The following is a 16,179-nucleotide window of genomic DNA, read 5'->3' as shown; positions in this document are numbered from 1 at the left end:
GAGGAGAACCGCGCCGAGCGCGCCGTCGGCAGCACGTGGTTGGAGCCGCCGACATAATCGCCGATCGCCTCGGGCGTATGAGGCCCGAGGAACACCGCGCCGGCATTGCGTATCTTCGCGGCGAGTGCGTCGGGATCGCGGGTCATGATCTCGAGATGCTCGGCCGCGATGGCATCCGCCAGCGGGATCGCCTCGTCGAGGTTCTTCACCATGATCATAGCGCCGAAATCGGCCCAGGAGCTGCCTGCGATCGCAGCGCGCGGCAGCGTCTTCAGCTGCGCTTCGACCGCCTTCTCGACATCGGCGGCCAGGCGCCCCGAGTCCGTGATCAGGATCGACTGCGCGCTGGAATCGTGCTCGGCCTGCGCCAGCAGGTCGGCGGCGATCCAGTCGGCGTTGCCGGTGTCATCGGCGATGACGAGCACCTCGGAGGGGCCGGCGATCATGTCGATCCCGACCTTGCCGAACACCAGCCTCTTCGCCGCGGCGACATAGGCGTTGCCAGGCCCGACGATCTTGGCGACCGGCGCGATCGTCGCGGTGCCGTGCGCCAGCGCGGCAATTGCCTGCGCGCCGCCGACCCGGTAGATCTCGGTGACGCCGCCGAGATGCGCGGCGGCCAGCACCAGCGGATTGAGCTTGCCGTCCGGCGAGGGCACCACCATCACCAGCCGCGACACGCCGGCCACTCTCGCCGGCACGGCGTTCATCAACACCGAGGACGGATAGGCGGCAGTGCCGCCGGGCACATAGAGGCCGGCGGATTCGATCGCGGTGTAGCGCCAGCCGAGCTCGACGCCGAGCGGGTCGGTGAAGCGCTCGTCCTTCGGCAGCTGGCGGCGGTGATAGGTCTCGATCCGGTCGCGCGCGAACGCGAGCGCATCGAGCGTCGCAGGCTCGCAGGCCTTGACCGCAGCTTCGATCTCGGCGGCGGTGACGCGCAAGGAGGATGCAGCCAACGTCAGCCGGTCGAACTTGGCCGTCGCCTCGAGCAGGGCGGCATCGCCGCGCCTGGCGACGTCATCGACGATCGCGCGTGCGGCCGCCTCGACGTCGGCCGAAGCCTCGCGCTTGGCTGCGAGGAAGGCGGCGAATCGCTGGTCGAAATCGGCGCTGCTGCGGTCGAGGCGAACGGGCATGTTTCGCTTGGCTTCCGGCTGGTCTCGAGGGGCGGATTGGCGCACCCGGTCCCCTGCTCAATGGCGCGGCGGGGAAGCGGCGTCAACCCTCGGAAGCTGCCGGTCCAGCGACGGCCAGGCCGGATATGGATCGGCATACCGGCCCCTTCACCCATCTGCCTCGAGTCCCGTTCCCAGCGCGTCGGCCCCGAGGTCGGTCAGCTCGCACTCCAGGCACTCCACATCCAGGCGGATGGCACCGCCCTGGGCGAACAAAAGCAGGGCGCTGCCGCCGGGCTCCTCGTGGCGCCCTTCCTGGGGGTGAAACTCAATGCCGACGAGGTCCAGCACCTTTTCGGGCGCATCGAGATCGATGTTGCGCGCCTTGCAGGCGAGCACACGGTCGAAACGAAGCGCGGCGACCAGCCGCCGTGGCTCTGCCTCGCCCTCCAATGTCTGCTCCCAGTCCAGCCGGCTCATGCCGACCACGAGCCGCTTCTCGCTCTGCCGCCAGATGATGTCCGACGCCACGACTCGGGCGTCCTGGACATGGGTCGAGATCACGGCGAGATCGTCGGCATCGAGCGCGATCAGTTTGAGCTGGGGCGACATCGCCGGCGCTTCTCCTGGTGGGGACGGGACTCAACGCGCGCGAGCCCCGAAATTTCCACCAAGTTAAGCCCTGGCCCATCTTGCCGCTACGCTGCGAGCGACCCTTTCCCACAACAAGGGAGGTTCAGGCCTGAAGCGCTCACTCCTTGAAGAACGCCAGGAGATCGGCATTGATGGTCTCGGCGTGCGTGGTCGGCATGCCGTGCGGAAAACCCTTGTAGGTCTTCAGGACGCCCTTCTTGAGCAGCTTGGCCGAGAGCGGGGCGGAATCGGCGTAAGGCACGATCTGGTCGTCGTCGCCGTGCATCACCAGCACGGGCACGTTGATCTTCTTGAGATCCTCGGTGAAATCGGTTTGCGAGAACGCGACGATGCCGTCGTAATGCGCTTTCGCACCGCCCATCATGCCCTGGCGCCACCAGTTCTGGATCACCGCTTCCGACGGCGTCGCGCCGGGGCGGTTGTAGCCGTAGAACGGGCCGGCGGGGAGGTCGCGATAGAACTGCGCGCGGCTCGCCGCAAGCTGCTTCTGGAGATCGTCGAACACGCTCTTCGGCAAGCCGCCGGGATTGGCCGCGGTCTGCACCATCAGCGGCGGCACCGCCGAAAGGATCGCGGCCTTGGCGACCCGGCTCTCGCCATGACGGGCGATGTAGTGCACGACCTCGCCGCCACCGGTGGAATGGCCGACATGAATCGCGTTCTTGAGGTCGAGATGCGCGGTGAGCGCGGCGAGATCGTCGGCGTAATGATCCATGTCGTGGCCGTCGGCGACCTGCGCCGAGCGGCCGTGGCCGCGGCGGTCATGGGCGATGACGCGGTAGCCGCGCGTGACGAAGAACAACATCTGCGCGTCCCAGTCGTCCGCCGACAGCGGCCAGCCATGGCTGAAAACGATCGGCTGGCCGGCGCCCCAGTCCTTGTAGAAGATATCGACGCCGTCTTTGGTGGTGATGGTGGGCATTGGGGGGCTCCTCTTCAAGTCGAGTCATTCCGGGGCGCGCGTTGGCGCGGACCCGGAATCTGGGGATTGCTAAATCGAGATTCCGGACTGCCCCGGAATGACGAGGGGGTGCCGATCAGGCAAACGCCATGGGCTTGTACCTGCGCCAGGCGCCGATGGTCAGCACGACGAAGAACACCAGCACGAGGCCCTGCACCACGGCAAACACCGGGCCCGAGGGCGGCGCCGGCGGCACGGCGGGCGCGAGCGCAGCCAGCGCCGGCACTTTCAGGAACGACTGGATCACGAGCACGAAGACGTTGAAATACAGCGAGATCATTGCGGTCACGATGTAGACCGGACGCCAGACGCCGGACAGCTTCATGCCGTACAGCGCGAGGCAAGCGATCGCGAGAAGCACCAGCGAGATGATGCCGATGATGTGCGAGGGCAGCAGCTCCTTGAATGGAAACAGGAAGCCGGTGGCGCTGGTGAGAATGGTGAAAAGCAGGAAGATCGCAGTGAGGCCGGGCATGGGCTTCGAGCCGAGCAGGCCAAACATCACGACGAGGCCGGCAACGATGGCAATCAGGCTGATGATGACATGGATCAGCGTAAGAGCAGGCAGGCTCAATCCAAGGACCACGGCATTTCTCCTCGTCTCTCCATCAAGATGCGGAGGATGGTATTACGGTCCTCATCGGATTGCCACATGCGTTGTCGTCACATGCATGAGCACAGCCATGCGTCATCGTGCAAATCGACAACGCGCATGGCTGAATCTTTTGCACCGCTGTCACAAACGACGGCAGGTTTTCGACGAAAGTTGAATCGAACCTCACACGTCCTTGGTGTCGAAGATCAGGATGTCGGCACCGCCGCTGGCGAATTTCGGCACGTCCGCGCCGGTCGCCTTGCCTTCCTCGCTGCCAAAGGCGGCCTGGATGTCGGCCACGCTGTCGAAGGTGAGAATGGCGACGAGGTGGATTCCGGAAGGCCCGGACGGAGATGCGACCGGCCCCTTGCTGACGGCGTAGTTCTTCAAGCCGGGAAGTTTCTTCGCGAGCGGAATGTGCGTCTCGGCATAGTGCTTGTCGAATGCGGCAGCGTCCTTGGGTGTCTTGTAGAGCACGACGATTTCGGCCATTTGGTCCTCCCGTGAAAATTTGTTGTGTTTGGATCCTCATGGTGAGGAGGCGCGTGAGCGCCCCTGCGGACGACGCTTGCGCATCGCCGCGCTAACCATGAAGGCCCGGGTCGTCGGTCCGGGCCTTTATCCTTCGAGACACGCGCCAAGGCGCGCTCCTCAGGATGAGGGGATAGTCTGCAGGATATGGCGCAATGGCAAGTCCCATTCGACTTGCCTTTCTCTTGTCTTGTCCTTGACTAAAGCGCCGGTTTTGCGGCGTCGCCGAGATAGCCGTGCAGGGCGGCCACCACCTGCGCGCCCTCGCCGATGGCGCCCCCGACGCGCTTGACCGACCCGGAGCGGACGTCGCCGACGGCGTAGACGCCGGGCACGGAGGTTTCCAGCGGCGCCACCAGCTTGCCCTGGTTCTGCTCGGACTGCGCGCCCGTCACGACGAAGCCGCCGCGATCGAGCGTGACGCCGCAACCGTCGAGCCAGGAGGTGGCGGGATCGGCGCCCACGAACAGAAAGAGATTGCGGATGTCGGCGCAATCCACATCGTCCGACAGCCGGCTCTTCCAGTGGATACGGCGCAGCAGCGAAGCCTCGTCGCCTTCGAGCGCCGTGATCTCGGTGTTGAACATCAATTCGATGTTCGGCGTCGCTTCGATGCGCTCGATGAGATAGCGCGACATGCTGGCGCCCAAGCCGCCGCCGCGGATGATCATCAGCACGCGCTTCGCGTGCCCCGACAGGAACACGGCCGCCTGCCCTGCCGAATTGCCGGCACCGACCAGCGCGACTTCCTCGCCGGCGCAGAGCCGCGCCTCGACGGGCGAAGCCCAGTACCAGACGCCGCGTCCCTCGAACTTGTCGAGGTTGGCGATATCAGGCCGCCGATAGCGCGCGCCGCTCGCGACCACCACTGCGCGCGAGCGCAGGGCATCGCAGCCATCGAGCGCCACCGAAAACGCGCCGTCCTTGCGCGTGCAGTCGAGCGATTTCACCGTCACCGGAATCATGATGTCGGCGCCGAATTTCTGCGCCTGGGTGAAGGCGCGCGCGGTGAGCGCCTGGCCGGAAATGCCGGTTGGAAAGCCCAGATAGTTCTCGATGCGCGCGCTGGCGCCGGCCTGGCCGCCGAAAGCGCGGGTGTCGAGCACGGCGACGGAAAGCCCTTCGGACGCCGCATACACCGCGGTCGCGAGCCCGGCGGGACCACAGCCGACGACGGCGACGTCGTAAATGCGCCCATCCTTGGTGCCGCCGATCATGCCGATGGCGCGCGCCAGCTCGGTCTCGTTCGGATTGCGCAGCACCGACCCATCGGTGGTGACGACCAGCGGCCAGTCTTCGGGCTTCGGCGAATAGCGCGCGATCAATTCGGCCCCGTCGCGCTCGCGATCGGGATCGAGCAGATGATGCGGCTGTCCGTTGCGGGTGAGAAACCCCTGCAAGCGCACCACGCCGGCGGAGTTCGACGGTCCGATCAGCACGGGGCCGCCGGCGCCGTCCTGGATCAGATTGACCCGGCGCAGGATCAGCGCCCTCATGATGCGCTCGCCGAGCTCGGCCTCGGCGACCAGCAGCGCGCGCAGCCGGTCCGGCGGCAGCAGCAGCGTCTCGACATCGCCTTCGGCGCGCCCATCGACCAGCGCCGGCCGGCCGGAGAGCTGGCTGAGTTCGGCCAGGAACTGCCCCGGCCCCTGGTCGATCACCGGGGTGACGTGACCGAGCCCGTCGCGCTGGGTGATGGCGACGTGCCCCTTCAGCACGACGAACATGCCGGGCCCGGGCTTGCCGGTCTCGAACAGCAGCTCGCCATCCCGAAAGGTGCGGATTTCGCCGAAGTGCCTGATCCGCTCGATCTCGGCGGGGGTCAGCGCCGGAAAGGTTTGCTCGGGTCGGGTGAACCGCAGCATCTGTGCGTCACGGTCTGTTCGTTGCGTTTCGTCCTGCCCGATTGCCACTGTATGTACTCCAAATTCCTGGCCGCCGTCCCTCAACCAGAGGTCTTGCCGGCGGCTCCCTCATCTAGGGAACCATCGTCGTTCTGCGAGGGGCCGGTGATCGCGGCGCGTTCGCGGGCTTGCACCTTCCGCCGCTTCAGGTTCTCGCGTAGCGCCGATTTCAAGCGGTCGTCCCGGGACGTCTTCGCCTGCCTCGCGCTTTTGTCGGCCTCGTCAGCCATCACGGCTCCATCCCAGCAATCGGCAGCAGAATGCCATCGAACTGTGGCAGCTCAAGAGGGGGACGCGACGCGATCGTGCGAAACGCGAAATCGCGCAAGTCGGGCGTTGCACACAACTGGCCAGTTGGCCGGGGATACTGGCCCCCGAATCCGCAGAAACTCGGTCGTTCCGCGCGAAAACCGGCATTTTGGCCCCGATATCGGCCCGATTTTCTGGTTTTGACACGGCTTGCAAGCTTGCACACGAGGGGGGCTTGTGGCAGATATCGGCCCGCTTGGTAGGCCCTCGGGCGCCCGATTCTTCACCAGCACATGCTGCCGTAGCTCAGTGGTAGAGCACTCCATTGGTAATGGAGAGGTCGACAGTTCAATCCTGTCTGGCAGCACCAGCCCTCCCCTAATGCAACGAGCCCGCAACACCCACGGATTGCGATCGTGATCAAACGTTCCCTGCCCTATGAAGGACTGCTCCACGAGATCGTCGAGCATCATGGCGTGCTCTATCTTGGCGGCATCGTTCCTGAAGATACCGGGCTCGACATGGCCGGCCAGGCCGAGGATGTGCTGCGCCAGTTGAAGACCCTGCTCGATGGAGCCGGCTCGGATCTCTCTTGCGTTCTGCAGGTGACCATCTTCATGGCCGATCTCGCCGACAAGGCCGCGTTCAACCAGGTGTGGAAGCGCTATTTCTCCGCGGACCATCTGCCGGCGCGTGCTGCGATCGGCGTCGCGGATCTCGGCCCGGGCGTCAAGCTGGAGCTGACGGCGACCGCCGCACGCCGCTGATAAGGGCGACATCGGGAAGGCGAGAGAGCTCGGTCGGTTTGGGTCGCGAGACTGCGCGGTCATTCCTGTGTTCACACATGAAACAGCGTTCCCGCGGCGCAAAGCGTCCGGGTTTTGCTGTTTCCTTGACTCTCTCCTGTGAAGAGAGCGCAGGGAAGGCCGGGTGCCGGCTGGCACCCACGATCCGCTGCGCTAAGGTATTTGCACACGCAAATGCGCAGGCGGACAACAGGTGGGCCGGAAAACACCCGACCTTCCCTGCGCGATGGGTTGACGGCTTATGCGCGCTCTCCCCGGAGCCGAGTTCGTTCTGGCCTCCGTCGCCTCGCGAATTGGCGATGCTCCGAGACCCGGTTGGGCCCCGACCCATCTCCGCAAGGCTTGACCGTAGCAACGACGGTCAGGACGACGCGCTTTCGCCGTACGCAGCTTCCGGCTCTGCCAAGAGGCCTCGCCGGATGTTGGCGCCGTCCGTCCGCACGCTGTTGGACCTCACGAGGTTCATCTCGCCCTGGTCCCGCCTCGCATGCCCGACGCAGCCGCGTCCACCGCACCCCCACCCACGTTCGTTGCGACGTACGATCGCCCCTCTCCTTGGGCCGGAATGCGCGACAGATACCGCAATTCCGAATTTCGGTAAAGTGGAATATTCCGCGGGCGGGGATTGACAGGGGAGCCGCGCGGAGGGGGTGTTTTGCCCGACAGGCCAGTAGCGTTGCGGCCGACATCAGCTTGCGGTCCGCGCCTTCTTGAAAATTGCGCTCACACGGCCCGTTGACCCCGCATTTCTTGGTGATAGTCTTTTCGCTCGCGACATGTCCGGGAGGACACAATGGGATGGTTCGACCGCCTGTTTGGAAGGATGTCGGAGCCGACGACCCCTTTCCTTGCGAGATTTCGGCGCAAATCAAAAGCACCCACCGATCCTGATCTTCTGAAAATCGCCAAGGACCGGAAGGGGAGTGTGTCCCGCAGAGCCGTCAGGGACGAGTATAACCGGCTGGTCCTCGAGAAGTACGCGCACGACAAGTCGTGATCGCCAGGGTCCGTCGAGGATCTCGACTAGCCCGTAGGATCAGTAGAGAGAAGCGAAACCCATCGGCTCCCTTCGAGCCACGCACATGATGGGTTTCGCTACTGAGCGCGCGCCTCGTCCTTCGAGACGCCCGCCTCCGGCGGGCCCTCAGGATGAGGCTAAGCGGCATCGGTGCTCATTGAAACGAGCGCAACGCACTCGGTCCTCATCCTGAGGGCCCGCCAACGGCAGGCGTCTCGAAGGATGCCACAGGCGAGATCGCTCCCATATGCGATTGCGCGGCCATCATATGCGATCAATTGTCGTTATCCGCCGCGTGTCTCGCGAAGCGATCGTCTGCCCGGCGCAGCCGGCGGCACAGCTCGCGATTGATGTTCTGCAGGACGATCACGTAGGCGTGGATGTCGGCCTTATAGCAGGCATAGAGCTTTTGGGCCGTCAGCTCGTACAGCACCGTCGGCGCCTCCGCGACGACCGTGGCCGAACGGTTCTGCATTTCGATCAGCGTCATCTCGCCGAAGAAGTCCCCCGGCTGCAGAACGGAAATCGGGATGACGCCGCCTGCTTTGGTCCGTTTGCTCACCGCGAGCCGGCCGGACTTGACGATGAACATCGAGCGCCCCGGCTCGCCCTCGGCCACGACGGTCGCGTTGGCATCGAAGCCGCGCTCGACCAGCATCGAGATCAAGAGGTCGAGGCTCGCCTCCGAAAGACCGCCGAAGAACGGCGTCGCGAGCAGGAACGCTTTCAGATCGGGAGCCGTGACCGTCATGATGCGAAATTACGCGCCGTCGCGGACTGCGGCAAGCAGCTCGTGGCCACCAGGCTACTGCTGCGCTGGACTCTCCCCGCGCAGCGTCCTTCGCTTTCGCCAAACCTGCAGATCGACCATGGCCTTCACGGTCGCCGCGAGGACGGCTGCGCACAGCACGGCTTTCGAAACTGTCTCCATCGTCCCCTCGATCAGGAGGCAATGGACCACGCTGCCGACCACGATGACGATTGCCAGCGGCATGTGAATGATGCGCCAGGTTCGCAGGCGCAGCCCCAGCCGCCGACGCAGCAGAGCCAGCAGCGCGACGATGAAGATGGCCCACATCGCCGTCACCCCGTAGGGAGTGAACGGCGTCGGCGAGGCGTAGGTCAGGGCGTCGATCATGTCGGGCGGGCTGGTGAACCAGAGGCCGGCGACGTGGATCACCACCGCCGCAACCAGTGTGCCGCCGATCCAGTGATGGACACGCCTGCCGCGATAGGCCGACAGACCCGGCAGATAGCCGCCGACCAGCAGGGGCTGAATGAGCACGAGGCCGAGAGCAACGATCCCGGCAAAGCCGGCGAGGATGTAGACAGGGCCGCGCCATGCGAGCTGCTCGCTCGTCGCCGCAAGCGCGACCGGCACGCCAATGGCCAAAGCCAGGGCGACCCAGATCAGGATCACCCGCGCCGATCTCCACCCCGTCATTCGCAGGTCCGGTCAGGCCGGCTGAAGCACGAAGTGCGCTTCGAGACTGGTTTCCTTGGCGCTCCGCATCACCGGCCGCAGGAACACGGTCTTGAACTCCCCGCTGTCATAGGCGAGATGGCCATGCGGCTGGCCGAAGATGGGAATGATCTGCGGCATTTCGAGCCGGAACTTACCCTCCTTGTCGGTGAGGGTGGCGCCATGACTCTGCGGCTCGTGCTCCTGCCCTTCGACCGTGTGCGCCCAGATCTGGATGCGTTGCCCGGCGAGCGGAGCGCCGTCGCCGGCGCGGCGGACGGTGCCGCTCATCCAGAAGCCGCCTTTGCCGATCCGCTCCACGACCGCCGCGCCCTTGCGGTAATTGTTCGCTCCGCCCGACATCGTTTCGGTCGGCGCGAGGCCAGCCGCACGCGCCGGCACCAGCAATCCGGACACGCCCGATGCCAGGACCCCGGTTGCGAGGACGGAGCCGCCAGCGGCGAGCAGGCTCCGGCGGTTGATTTCGACCCTGCTCATCTCGGTTCCTCCTGGCGGCCATGCCGTTCGTCCACAAACTACAACAACACATGCGGAACGCCCAATTGGAAGGAAGGGCGCCAGAGGCCGCAATAACAGTGTTGTGACCGTGGTGGTGCCAATCGAGCAACCCAGGACGGTGCGCTGCGCCAATATCCCGATTACGCGGCGGGTCGTGCAGCGCTCCCGCTATTGACATCCTATATGTGAGGCACCGCGCGCCGTGCGCCCCTCTCGGATGCCCTCACATGATCCCCTTCTCCCTCCTCGACCTCGCACCCATCCGCCAGGGCGGCGATGCGGCTGAGGCGTTTCGCAACTCGCTCGATCTCGCGCAGCATGCGGAGACATGGGGCTACAAACGGTTCTGGCTCGCCGAGCATCATAACATGACGGGAATCGCCAGCGCGGCGACGGCGGTGGTGATCGGCCATATCGCGGGCGGGACGAAGACGATCCGGGTCGGGTCCGGCGGGGTCATGCTGCCGAATCATTCGCCGCTCGTCATCGCCGAGCAATTCGGCACGCTGGAATCACTTTATCCGGGACGGATCGATCTCGGGCTCGGCCGCGCGCCGGGCACCGACCAGTTCACCGCGCGGGCGTTGCGGCGCGACCTCGCCACCAGTTCCGAGAACTTCCCGCATGACGTCCTGGAATTGCAGGCGCTGCTCGGCGACGTGCAGCCGAACCAGGCGATCCGCGCCGTGCCCGGCATGGGCACCAAGGTGCCGCTGTGGATATTGGGATCGAGCACCTTCGGCGCGCAGCTCGCGGCGATGCTGGGGCTGCCGTTCGCTTTCGCCTCGCATTTCGCGCCGCAGATGATGCTGCCGGCGCTGCGCGAATACCGCGCCCGGTTCGAGCCATCGGCGCAGCTCGACAAGCCCCATGCGATGGTCGGCGTCAACGTGTTCGCGGCCGACAGCGATGAGGAGGCGCGAAGGATGTTTTCCTCGCTGCAGCAACAGTTCATCAACCTGCGCCGCGGCACGCCGGGTCCGCTGCCGCCGCCGACTGGCGACATGGACGCGTTGTGGTCGCCGGCGGAGAAGGCCGGCGTCGCCCAGTCGCTGTCCTGCTCAGCGGTGGGGACGCCCGATATGGTGGAAGCGAAGCTGAAGGCGCTGATTGCAGAGACCGGCGCGGACGAATTGATGACGACGGGGCAGATCTACGACCACGCCGCGCGCCTGCGCTCGTTCGAAATCGCAGCCGAGGTGCGGGAGAGGCTGGCGAAGCAGCCGGTGGTGTGAGCGAGCGCCGCGACATTGGAGGCGCGCTCCCTCCCCCGCTTGCGGGGGAGGGCTGGGGAGAGGGTGTCTCCGCAATGAGACAGTCCCCAAGAGGAGAGAGCCCTCACCCCGACCCTCTCCCGCACGCGGGAGAGGGAGCGCACCGCATTCGCGGCGAGCTTCTTGTGCTTTAGTCCGGAAAGCCGAACAGCTTGGCGGGATTGTGCACCAGGATTTTCTCGAGCTCGGCCTGCTCGGGCGCGTAGCGGTACATCAGCTCCAGCAGGTCGGCATCGTTCGGCGGCTGCTTGACCGAGACCGGATGCGGCCAATCGCTGGCCCAGACGCAACGGTCGGGAGCGGCATCGATATAGGCGCGCGCGATCGGGATGACGTCGTCATAGGGCGCGCCGGTCTTCGAGGTCTTTTCGCCGAGCGAGAGCATGACCCAGAAATTGCCCTTAGCCAGCAGCTCCAGCATCTTGCGCAGGTTCGGATCGGCCTTGCCGGCTTCGGGATCGGGGCGCGCCATGTGGTCGATCAGCACGGGGACGTCGAGGTCTTCGTACTTGGCGACGCTCGACATGATGCCGTCCTTCTCCGGCTGGATCTTGACGTACCAGCCGAGCTCGCGGATGCGGGCGATGGCACGGGCGAAATCGGCGTCGGACAGCACGGCGCCGAGCTCCTGGCGGAAGCTGAAGCGCGCACCGCGCACGCCTGCGTCGTGCAGCGTGGCGAGATAGGAATCGCTGGCTTCGGCAAACACCAGCGCGTTGGCGCAGCCGCGATAGTTCGGGCCCATGGCTTTGAGCCCGTCGAGCACGACGGCGTGGTCGGCGCCGTAAGTGGTGGTCTGCACGATGATGCCGCGCTCGATGCCGAGCGCCTTGTGCATGCGCAGTGCCGCTTCCCAGGTCGCGGTCGGCATCCGATAGGCCGCGCCGGGACGCTCCGGATATTTCTCGATCGGACCCAGCACGTGAAACTGGCTGTCGACGGTCTTGGGCGGCGGTGCCTTGCTCGGCCGGCGCGGATTGGGATCGAACGGCAGATAGGTCGGCATGCGCGAAAACTCCTTTAATCGATCACGGCGGTGAAATCGCACTGCACCAGCGCGCCGCCATCCATGTTGTCCATCGGTAGCGCGTGGCGCGCGGGACGCGAATGCTCGTCCGGAAACATCTTCAGCCACTCGACATTGACCGGTCCGCGATTGCCGCGGTCCTTCAGCCACACCGTCATCTTGATGATGTCGGAGGTCGAGCCGCCGGCGGCTTCCACCGTCGCCTTCATGTGCGCGAACATGTTGGCGCATTGCGCATCGAGGCTCTCGGGCATCGCATTGGTCGCGGGGTCGCGGCCGAGGATGACGCCCGACATCACGAGATTGCCGATGCGGCAGGCGTTCGGGATCGGATTGACGTGCTTGAAGCCGCCGATATGGATGCTCTTGCGCCGCGTTTGACCGGTCATGGTGCGCTCCCTGCTTGTTGTTGCTTCAGACGAACTGGCACGACACCGAGCCGAAGGCGCCGTAGTCGGCGTGGAAGGTGTCGCCGCGGCGGATGTCCACCGGGCGCGTGAACGAACCCGCCAGCACGACCTCGCCGGCGGCCAGATGCTCGTCATGCGGCGCGAGGCGGTTGGCGAGCCAGGCGATGCCGTTGGCGGGGTGGTTGAGCACGCCGGCAGCAAGCCCGGTTTCCTCGACCTCGCCGTTGCGGAACAGCAGCGCGCCGATCCAGCGCAGGTCCGCATCCATCGGGCGGATCGGCCGGCCGCCGAGCACCAGCGCGGCATTCGCCGCGTTGTCCGAGATCGTGTCCATGACTTTGCGCGCCTTGCCCGTCTCCGGATCGACGCGGTGCATGCGCGTCTCCAGGATTTCCAGCGCGGGCGTGACGTAGTCGGTGGCGTTGAGCACGTCGAAGATGGTGCAGTCGGGACCGCGCAGCGGGGCCTTCAGCACGAAGGCGAGCTCGACCTCGATCCGCGGCGCGTGGAAGCGGTCGAACGGAACGGGCGTCGCGTCGGCATAGAACATGTCGGCGAACAGCACGCCGTAATCGGGCTCGCTGATGCCGACCGCGTTCTGCATCGCCTTCGAGGTCAGGCCGATCTTGTGCCCCTTGATGACACGGCCGCGGCCGAGCTGGAGCTTGGTCCAGGCGCGCTGCACCGCGTAGGCGTCCTCGATGCTGAAGTCGGGATATTCCTTCGTGAACATCGGGATCAGCGATTTCGTGCGCTCGGCTTCGTCGAGGCGCGCGGCAAGGCGTTCGATCGTCGCAGCATCCAGCATGGTCTATTGCTCCGCGGCGACGGTGTTACGCAACACGCCGATGCGGCTGGACTCGACCTCGACGACGTCGCCGGCCTTCAACCAGCGCGGCGGGTCGAAGCGCGCGCCCGCCCCGGTCGGCGTGCCCGTCACGATCATGTCGCCGGGCTTCAAGGTCGCGAAGGTGGAGAGATAGGCGATTAGGACATCGAACGGGAACATCAGCCGCTCGGTCGTATCCTGCTGCCGCACCTCGCCGTTGACGCGCGTGACGATGTCGTGCGGGCCGCGCGGATCGAGCTCGTCGGACGTCACGATCCATGGACCGATGCTGCCGGAGCGATCGAAATTCTTGCCTTGCGTGACGTTGAACTTGCCGTGGCGCAGCCAGTCGCGGATCGTGCCTTCGTTGCACAGCGTCATGCCGAAGATGTGCGACCACGCCTTTTCCCGCGGGATGTGACGGCCGCCCTGCCCGATCACGATGACGAGCTCGCCTTCATAGTCGAGCTGGTCCGAAACCTTCGGCTTTTCGATCGGTTGGCCGGAGCCGGTCATCGAGGACATGCTGCGCACGAACAGGCTGGGATATTTGGGCAGGTCCGAACTGTCTTTATATTCGGCGTTGCGCTCGGCGTAGTTGACGCCGATGCACCAGAGCTTTTCCGGCGCCAGCACCGGCGGCAGCAGGACGAGCTGGTCCAGCGCATAGTCCGGCTTCTGCCCGGCGACGGCCTCCTGCGCATCCGCGAGCGCGTTGGCCGCGATCAGCGCCTTCACGTCCGAATAGTCACGGCCGATGCGCCTGGTGAGATCGACCACGCCGCCGTCCACGGCCGCGCCATAGCGCGCCTCGCCGTCCAGGAGATAGCTCAGCAGTCGCATTGTATTTCCTCCGATGATCTTGGGCGGCAGCCGGCGAAGAGGCCCGCGCGCTCAGTCTTTCGATTTGGGAGTCTGGAAGACGGTGTTGAGCGTCACGATCTCGCCGAGGCGGGCGTAACGCGGGCCGCCGATGCGCGCGATCGGGTCGAGCGCTTTCGTCTCAACCTTGCCGTCATTGACGAGGCCGTCGCGCAAATGGAACATCACGACCTCGCCGACGATGAGCCGGCTCTTGGCGTCGCCGAATTCGAGGCACTGGCGGAAGCGGCACTCCATCGCGACGGGTGCGGCGGCGAGCCGGCGCACCTTGACGAGATCGCAGGGCAGCGTTTCGAGCCCGAGATGCTCGACCTCGCTGATTTCAGGCGGATGCTCGACAGAGCTGTCGTGCACCGCATTCATCAGCGGCGTATCGGCGATGTGGATCACGTACTCCTCGGTATCGAGGATGTTGTGCGCGGTGTCCTTGTAATCAGCGCCCTTGCGGCCGACGCTGATGGCCAGCATCGGCGGCTTCTGCGAGACGAAGGTGAAGGCGCTGAACGGGGCGAGGTTGAGCACGCCCTTGGCTGACAGGCTCGTGACCCACGCGATCGGGCGCGGCACCACGATGCCGGTCATCAGGCGGTAGATGCGCTCGGCACCGAGTTCGGCGGGATCGATCCGCATCGATCAATCCGCCCTGATGTTGGCCTTGCGCACCACCGGAATCCACTTGGCGTCCTCGCGTTCGAGATATGCCCTGAATTCAGCCGGCGTCATCGGCGTGGCCTCGCCGCCGAGCTTCTCGAACTTCTCGGCAATGGCGGGGTCCTTCAGGATCGCGACCAGCGTCTCGTTAAGCTTGTCGACGATGGGTGCCGGCGTGCCGGCGGGCGCGAACAGGCCGGTGAAGGTCTGGCCGTCGAAATCCTTGTAGCCGAGCTCGGCGAAGGTCGGCACGTCAGGCAGCGACTTCAGCCGGTGCGGGCTGGTCACGGCCAGCGCGCGGAAGAGACCGGCCTTGATGTGCTGGAGGCTGACCGTGAGCTGGTCGAAGGCGAACTGCACCTGACCGCCGAGCAGATCGTTGATCGCGGGCGCATTGCCGCGATAGTGCGCGGTGACCCATTGCAGCCCGAGATTGGACTGCATCAGCTCGCTGAGCAGATGGTTGGTGGTGCCGGGGCCGGGCGAGGCCATGGTCAGCTTGCCGGGCTCGCGCTTGGCGAGATCGAGGAATTCCTTGAGGGTCGTCGCCTGCACCGACGGATGCACCTCGAGCACCAGCGGCGTCATCGAGATGGTCGAGATCGGCAGGAAATCCTTCTTCCAGTTATAGGCCTCGCGCTTGTTGATCTCGGTCGCGAACAGCACCGGACCGTTGGCGCCGACGAACAGCGTGTAGCCGTCGGGGGCCGATTTCGCGAAGGCTTCGCCCGCGATCATGCCGCCGGCGCCGGCCTTGTTCTCGATGATGAAGGGCTGGCCGAGTTTTTCCTGGAGCTTGTCGGCGACGATGCGCGCCGCGCTGTCGACATTGCCGCCGGCGGGGTAGGGCACGATCAGCTTGACGTTGCGCGCCGGCCATTCCTGGCCCGATGCGGGGCCGGCCAGCATTGCAGTGACGGCAGCTATGGCAATCCAGATTAATCTCATGTTAACCTCCCGGCGACGCTACGAACTCAGTTCGAATGCCCGACGTCTCGCATGGCATTCCGATTGGGCCGCAATCTCCAGATGCGCGCTTGCCCTGTCGAGGGAATTGTGGCGTTCTTGTCCATAATATGGACAAGAGGCGTTCACCGAAATCCAATCCCGGCGCCGAGGAACCGCGCCCGGGCGCGCAGGCGATCCGGCGCGCGCTGGCGGTGTTGCGCATCCTTGCCGCAGGCCGCGAGGACGGTGTGCCATTGGCCGAGGTGGTCCGCACGACCGGCCTCAAGCGCCCGACCGTGCATCGCATCGTGCACGTGCTGATCGAGGAAGGCATCGTCGAG

19 protein-coding genes and 1 tRNA gene are annotated in these 16,179 nt (G+C 65.5%); 4 read left to right on the top strand and 16 right to left on the bottom strand.

Annotation, left to right across the window (positions count from 1 at the left end; genetic code table 11):
• The 7 genes from hisD to JHD07_RS13995 form a co-directional block, all read right to left on the bottom strand.
• Positions 1-1,139, bottom strand: a 1,139-nt coding sequence (gene hisD / locus JHD07_RS14025) for a histidinol dehydrogenase (protein ID WP_291623077.1), incomplete at its 3' end; no start/stop codon positions are given.
• A gap of 147 nt (positions 1,140-1,286) precedes the next feature.
• Positions 1,287-1,730 carry a DUF2948 family protein gene (locus tag JHD07_RS14020; protein WP_291623076.1) on the bottom strand — a complete coding sequence of 148 codons (444 nt, stop codon included), beginning with the start codon at positions 1,728-1,730 and terminating at the stop codon, positions 1,287-1,289.
• Positions 1,731-1,869: 139 nt separating this feature from the next.
• The gene (locus JHD07_RS14015; protein ID WP_291623075.1) at positions 1,870-2,694 is read right to left on the bottom strand and encodes an alpha/beta hydrolase; all 825 of its coding nucleotides are present in this window, start codon (positions 2,692-2,694) and stop codon (positions 1,870-1,872) included.
• Between the two features lie 115 nt (positions 2,695-2,809).
• A complete protein-coding gene (locus JHD07_RS14010) occupies positions 2,810-3,319 on the bottom strand; it encodes a hypothetical protein (RefSeq protein WP_291623073.1) in 510 nt (169 codons plus the stop codon).
• Between the two features lie 192 nt (positions 3,320-3,511).
• Positions 3,512-3,820 carry an EthD family reductase gene (locus tag JHD07_RS14005; protein WP_291623071.1) on the bottom strand — a complete coding sequence of 103 codons (309 nt, stop codon included), beginning with the start codon at positions 3,818-3,820 and terminating at the stop codon, positions 3,512-3,514.
• Between the two features lie 239 nt (positions 3,821-4,059).
• The gene (locus JHD07_RS14000; protein ID WP_291623069.1) at positions 4,060-5,724 is read right to left on the bottom strand and encodes an FAD-dependent oxidoreductase; all 1,665 of its coding nucleotides are present in this window, start codon (positions 5,722-5,724) and stop codon (positions 4,060-4,062) included.
• A gap of 80 nt (positions 5,725-5,804) precedes the next feature.
• Entirely contained in the window at positions 5,805-5,993 is a 189-nt protein-coding gene (locus JHD07_RS13995; protein ID WP_291623067.1) for a hypothetical protein, read from the bottom strand.
• A gap of 314 nt (positions 5,994-6,307) precedes the next feature.
• Between JHD07_RS13995 and JHD07_RS13990 the strand changes: the two genes are divergently transcribed.
• Together JHD07_RS13990 and JHD07_RS13985 are read left to right on the top strand one after the other, a co-directional pair.
• Positions 6,308-6,382 (top strand) — tRNA-Thr (locus JHD07_RS13990).
• A 46-nt stretch (positions 6,383-6,428) separates the two neighbouring features.
• On the top strand, positions 6,429-6,779 hold the full coding sequence (locus tag JHD07_RS13985; protein ID WP_291623064.1) for a RidA family protein: 351 nt from the start codon (positions 6,429-6,431) through the stop codon (positions 6,777-6,779).
• 1,331 nt (positions 6,780-8,110) lie between these two features.
• On the opposite strand, the gene JHD07_RS13980 is transcribed toward JHD07_RS13985, so the two are convergent.
• From JHD07_RS13980 to JHD07_RS13970, 3 genes are read right to left on the bottom strand one after another with little or no spacing between them, the layout of a single operon-like run.
• Positions 8,111-8,587 carry a cyclic nucleotide-binding domain-containing protein gene (locus tag JHD07_RS13980; RefSeq protein WP_291623062.1) on the bottom strand — a complete coding sequence of 159 codons (477 nt, stop codon included), beginning with the start codon at positions 8,585-8,587 and terminating at the stop codon, positions 8,111-8,113.
• A 54-nt stretch (positions 8,588-8,641) separates the two neighbouring features.
• Complete coding sequence (locus JHD07_RS13975) at positions 8,642-9,280, bottom strand: ferric reductase-like transmembrane domain-containing protein (RefSeq protein WP_291623060.1); 639 nt, start codon at positions 9,278-9,280, stop codon at positions 8,642-8,644.
• A 12-nt stretch (positions 9,281-9,292) separates the two neighbouring features.
• Positions 9,293-9,796 carry a Twin-arginine translocation pathway signal gene (locus JHD07_RS13970; protein ID WP_291623058.1) on the bottom strand — a complete coding sequence of 168 codons (504 nt, stop codon included), beginning with the start codon at positions 9,794-9,796 and terminating at the stop codon, positions 9,293-9,295.
• 248 nt (positions 9,797-10,044) lie between these two features.
• Between JHD07_RS13970 and JHD07_RS13965 the strand changes: the two genes are divergently transcribed.
• Positions 10,045-11,052, top strand: a complete 1,008-nt coding sequence (locus JHD07_RS13965; protein WP_291623056.1) for an LLM class flavin-dependent oxidoreductase — start codon at positions 10,045-10,047, stop codon at positions 11,050-11,052.
• 169 nt (positions 11,053-11,221) lie between these two features.
• Here JHD07_RS13965 and JHD07_RS13960 read toward each other — a convergent pair whose 3' ends face one another.
• The 6 genes from JHD07_RS13960 to JHD07_RS13935 are packed head-to-tail and all read right to left on the bottom strand — an operon-like array spanning position 11,222 to position 15,838.
• Positions 11,222-12,097 (bottom strand): amidohydrolase family protein, encoded by an 876-nt coding sequence (locus JHD07_RS13960; RefSeq protein ID WP_291623054.1) that lies wholly within the window; start codon positions 12,095-12,097, stop codon positions 11,222-11,224.
• Positions 12,098-12,111: 14 nt separating this feature from the next.
• Positions 12,112-12,507, bottom strand: coding sequence for a RidA family protein (locus tag JHD07_RS13955; protein ID WP_291623052.1), 396 nt, complete (start codon positions 12,505-12,507; stop codon positions 12,112-12,114).
• A 25-nt stretch (positions 12,508-12,532) separates the two neighbouring features.
• Positions 12,533-13,336 (bottom strand): 2-oxo-hept-4-ene-1,7-dioate hydratase, encoded by an 804-nt coding sequence (gene hpaH / locus JHD07_RS13950; protein ID WP_291623050.1) that lies wholly within the window; start codon positions 13,334-13,336, stop codon positions 12,533-12,535.
• A gap of 3 nt (positions 13,337-13,339) precedes the next feature.
• Positions 13,340-14,200 (bottom strand): fumarylacetoacetate hydrolase family protein, encoded by an 861-nt coding sequence (locus JHD07_RS13945; protein ID WP_291623048.1) that lies wholly within the window; start codon positions 14,198-14,200, stop codon positions 13,340-13,342.
• A 51-nt stretch (positions 14,201-14,251) separates the two neighbouring features.
• On the bottom strand, positions 14,252-14,869 hold the full coding sequence (locus JHD07_RS13940; RefSeq protein ID WP_291623046.1) for a flavin reductase family protein: 618 nt from the start codon (positions 14,867-14,869) through the stop codon (positions 14,252-14,254).
• Positions 14,870-14,872: 3 nt separating this feature from the next.
• Positions 14,873-15,838 carry a tripartite tricarboxylate transporter substrate binding protein gene (locus JHD07_RS13935; protein WP_291623044.1) on the bottom strand — a complete coding sequence of 322 codons (966 nt, stop codon included), beginning with the start codon at positions 15,836-15,838 and terminating at the stop codon, positions 14,873-14,875.
• A gap of 128 nt (positions 15,839-15,966) precedes the next feature.
• On the opposite strand from JHD07_RS13935, the gene JHD07_RS13930 reads away from it, so the two are divergent.
• Positions 15,967-16,179, top strand: a 213-nt coding sequence (locus tag JHD07_RS13930; RefSeq protein WP_291623042.1) for a helix-turn-helix domain-containing protein, incomplete at its 3' end; no start/stop codon positions are given.

It is taken from the genome of Bradyrhizobium sp. (genome assembly GCF_016462955.1).
Lineage (GTDB): Bacteria > Pseudomonadota > Alphaproteobacteria > Rhizobiales > Xanthobacteraceae > Bradyrhizobium.
The sequence above is the reverse complement of the archived record's forward strand: the minus strand, read 5'-3'. Positions and strand labels throughout refer to the sequence as shown.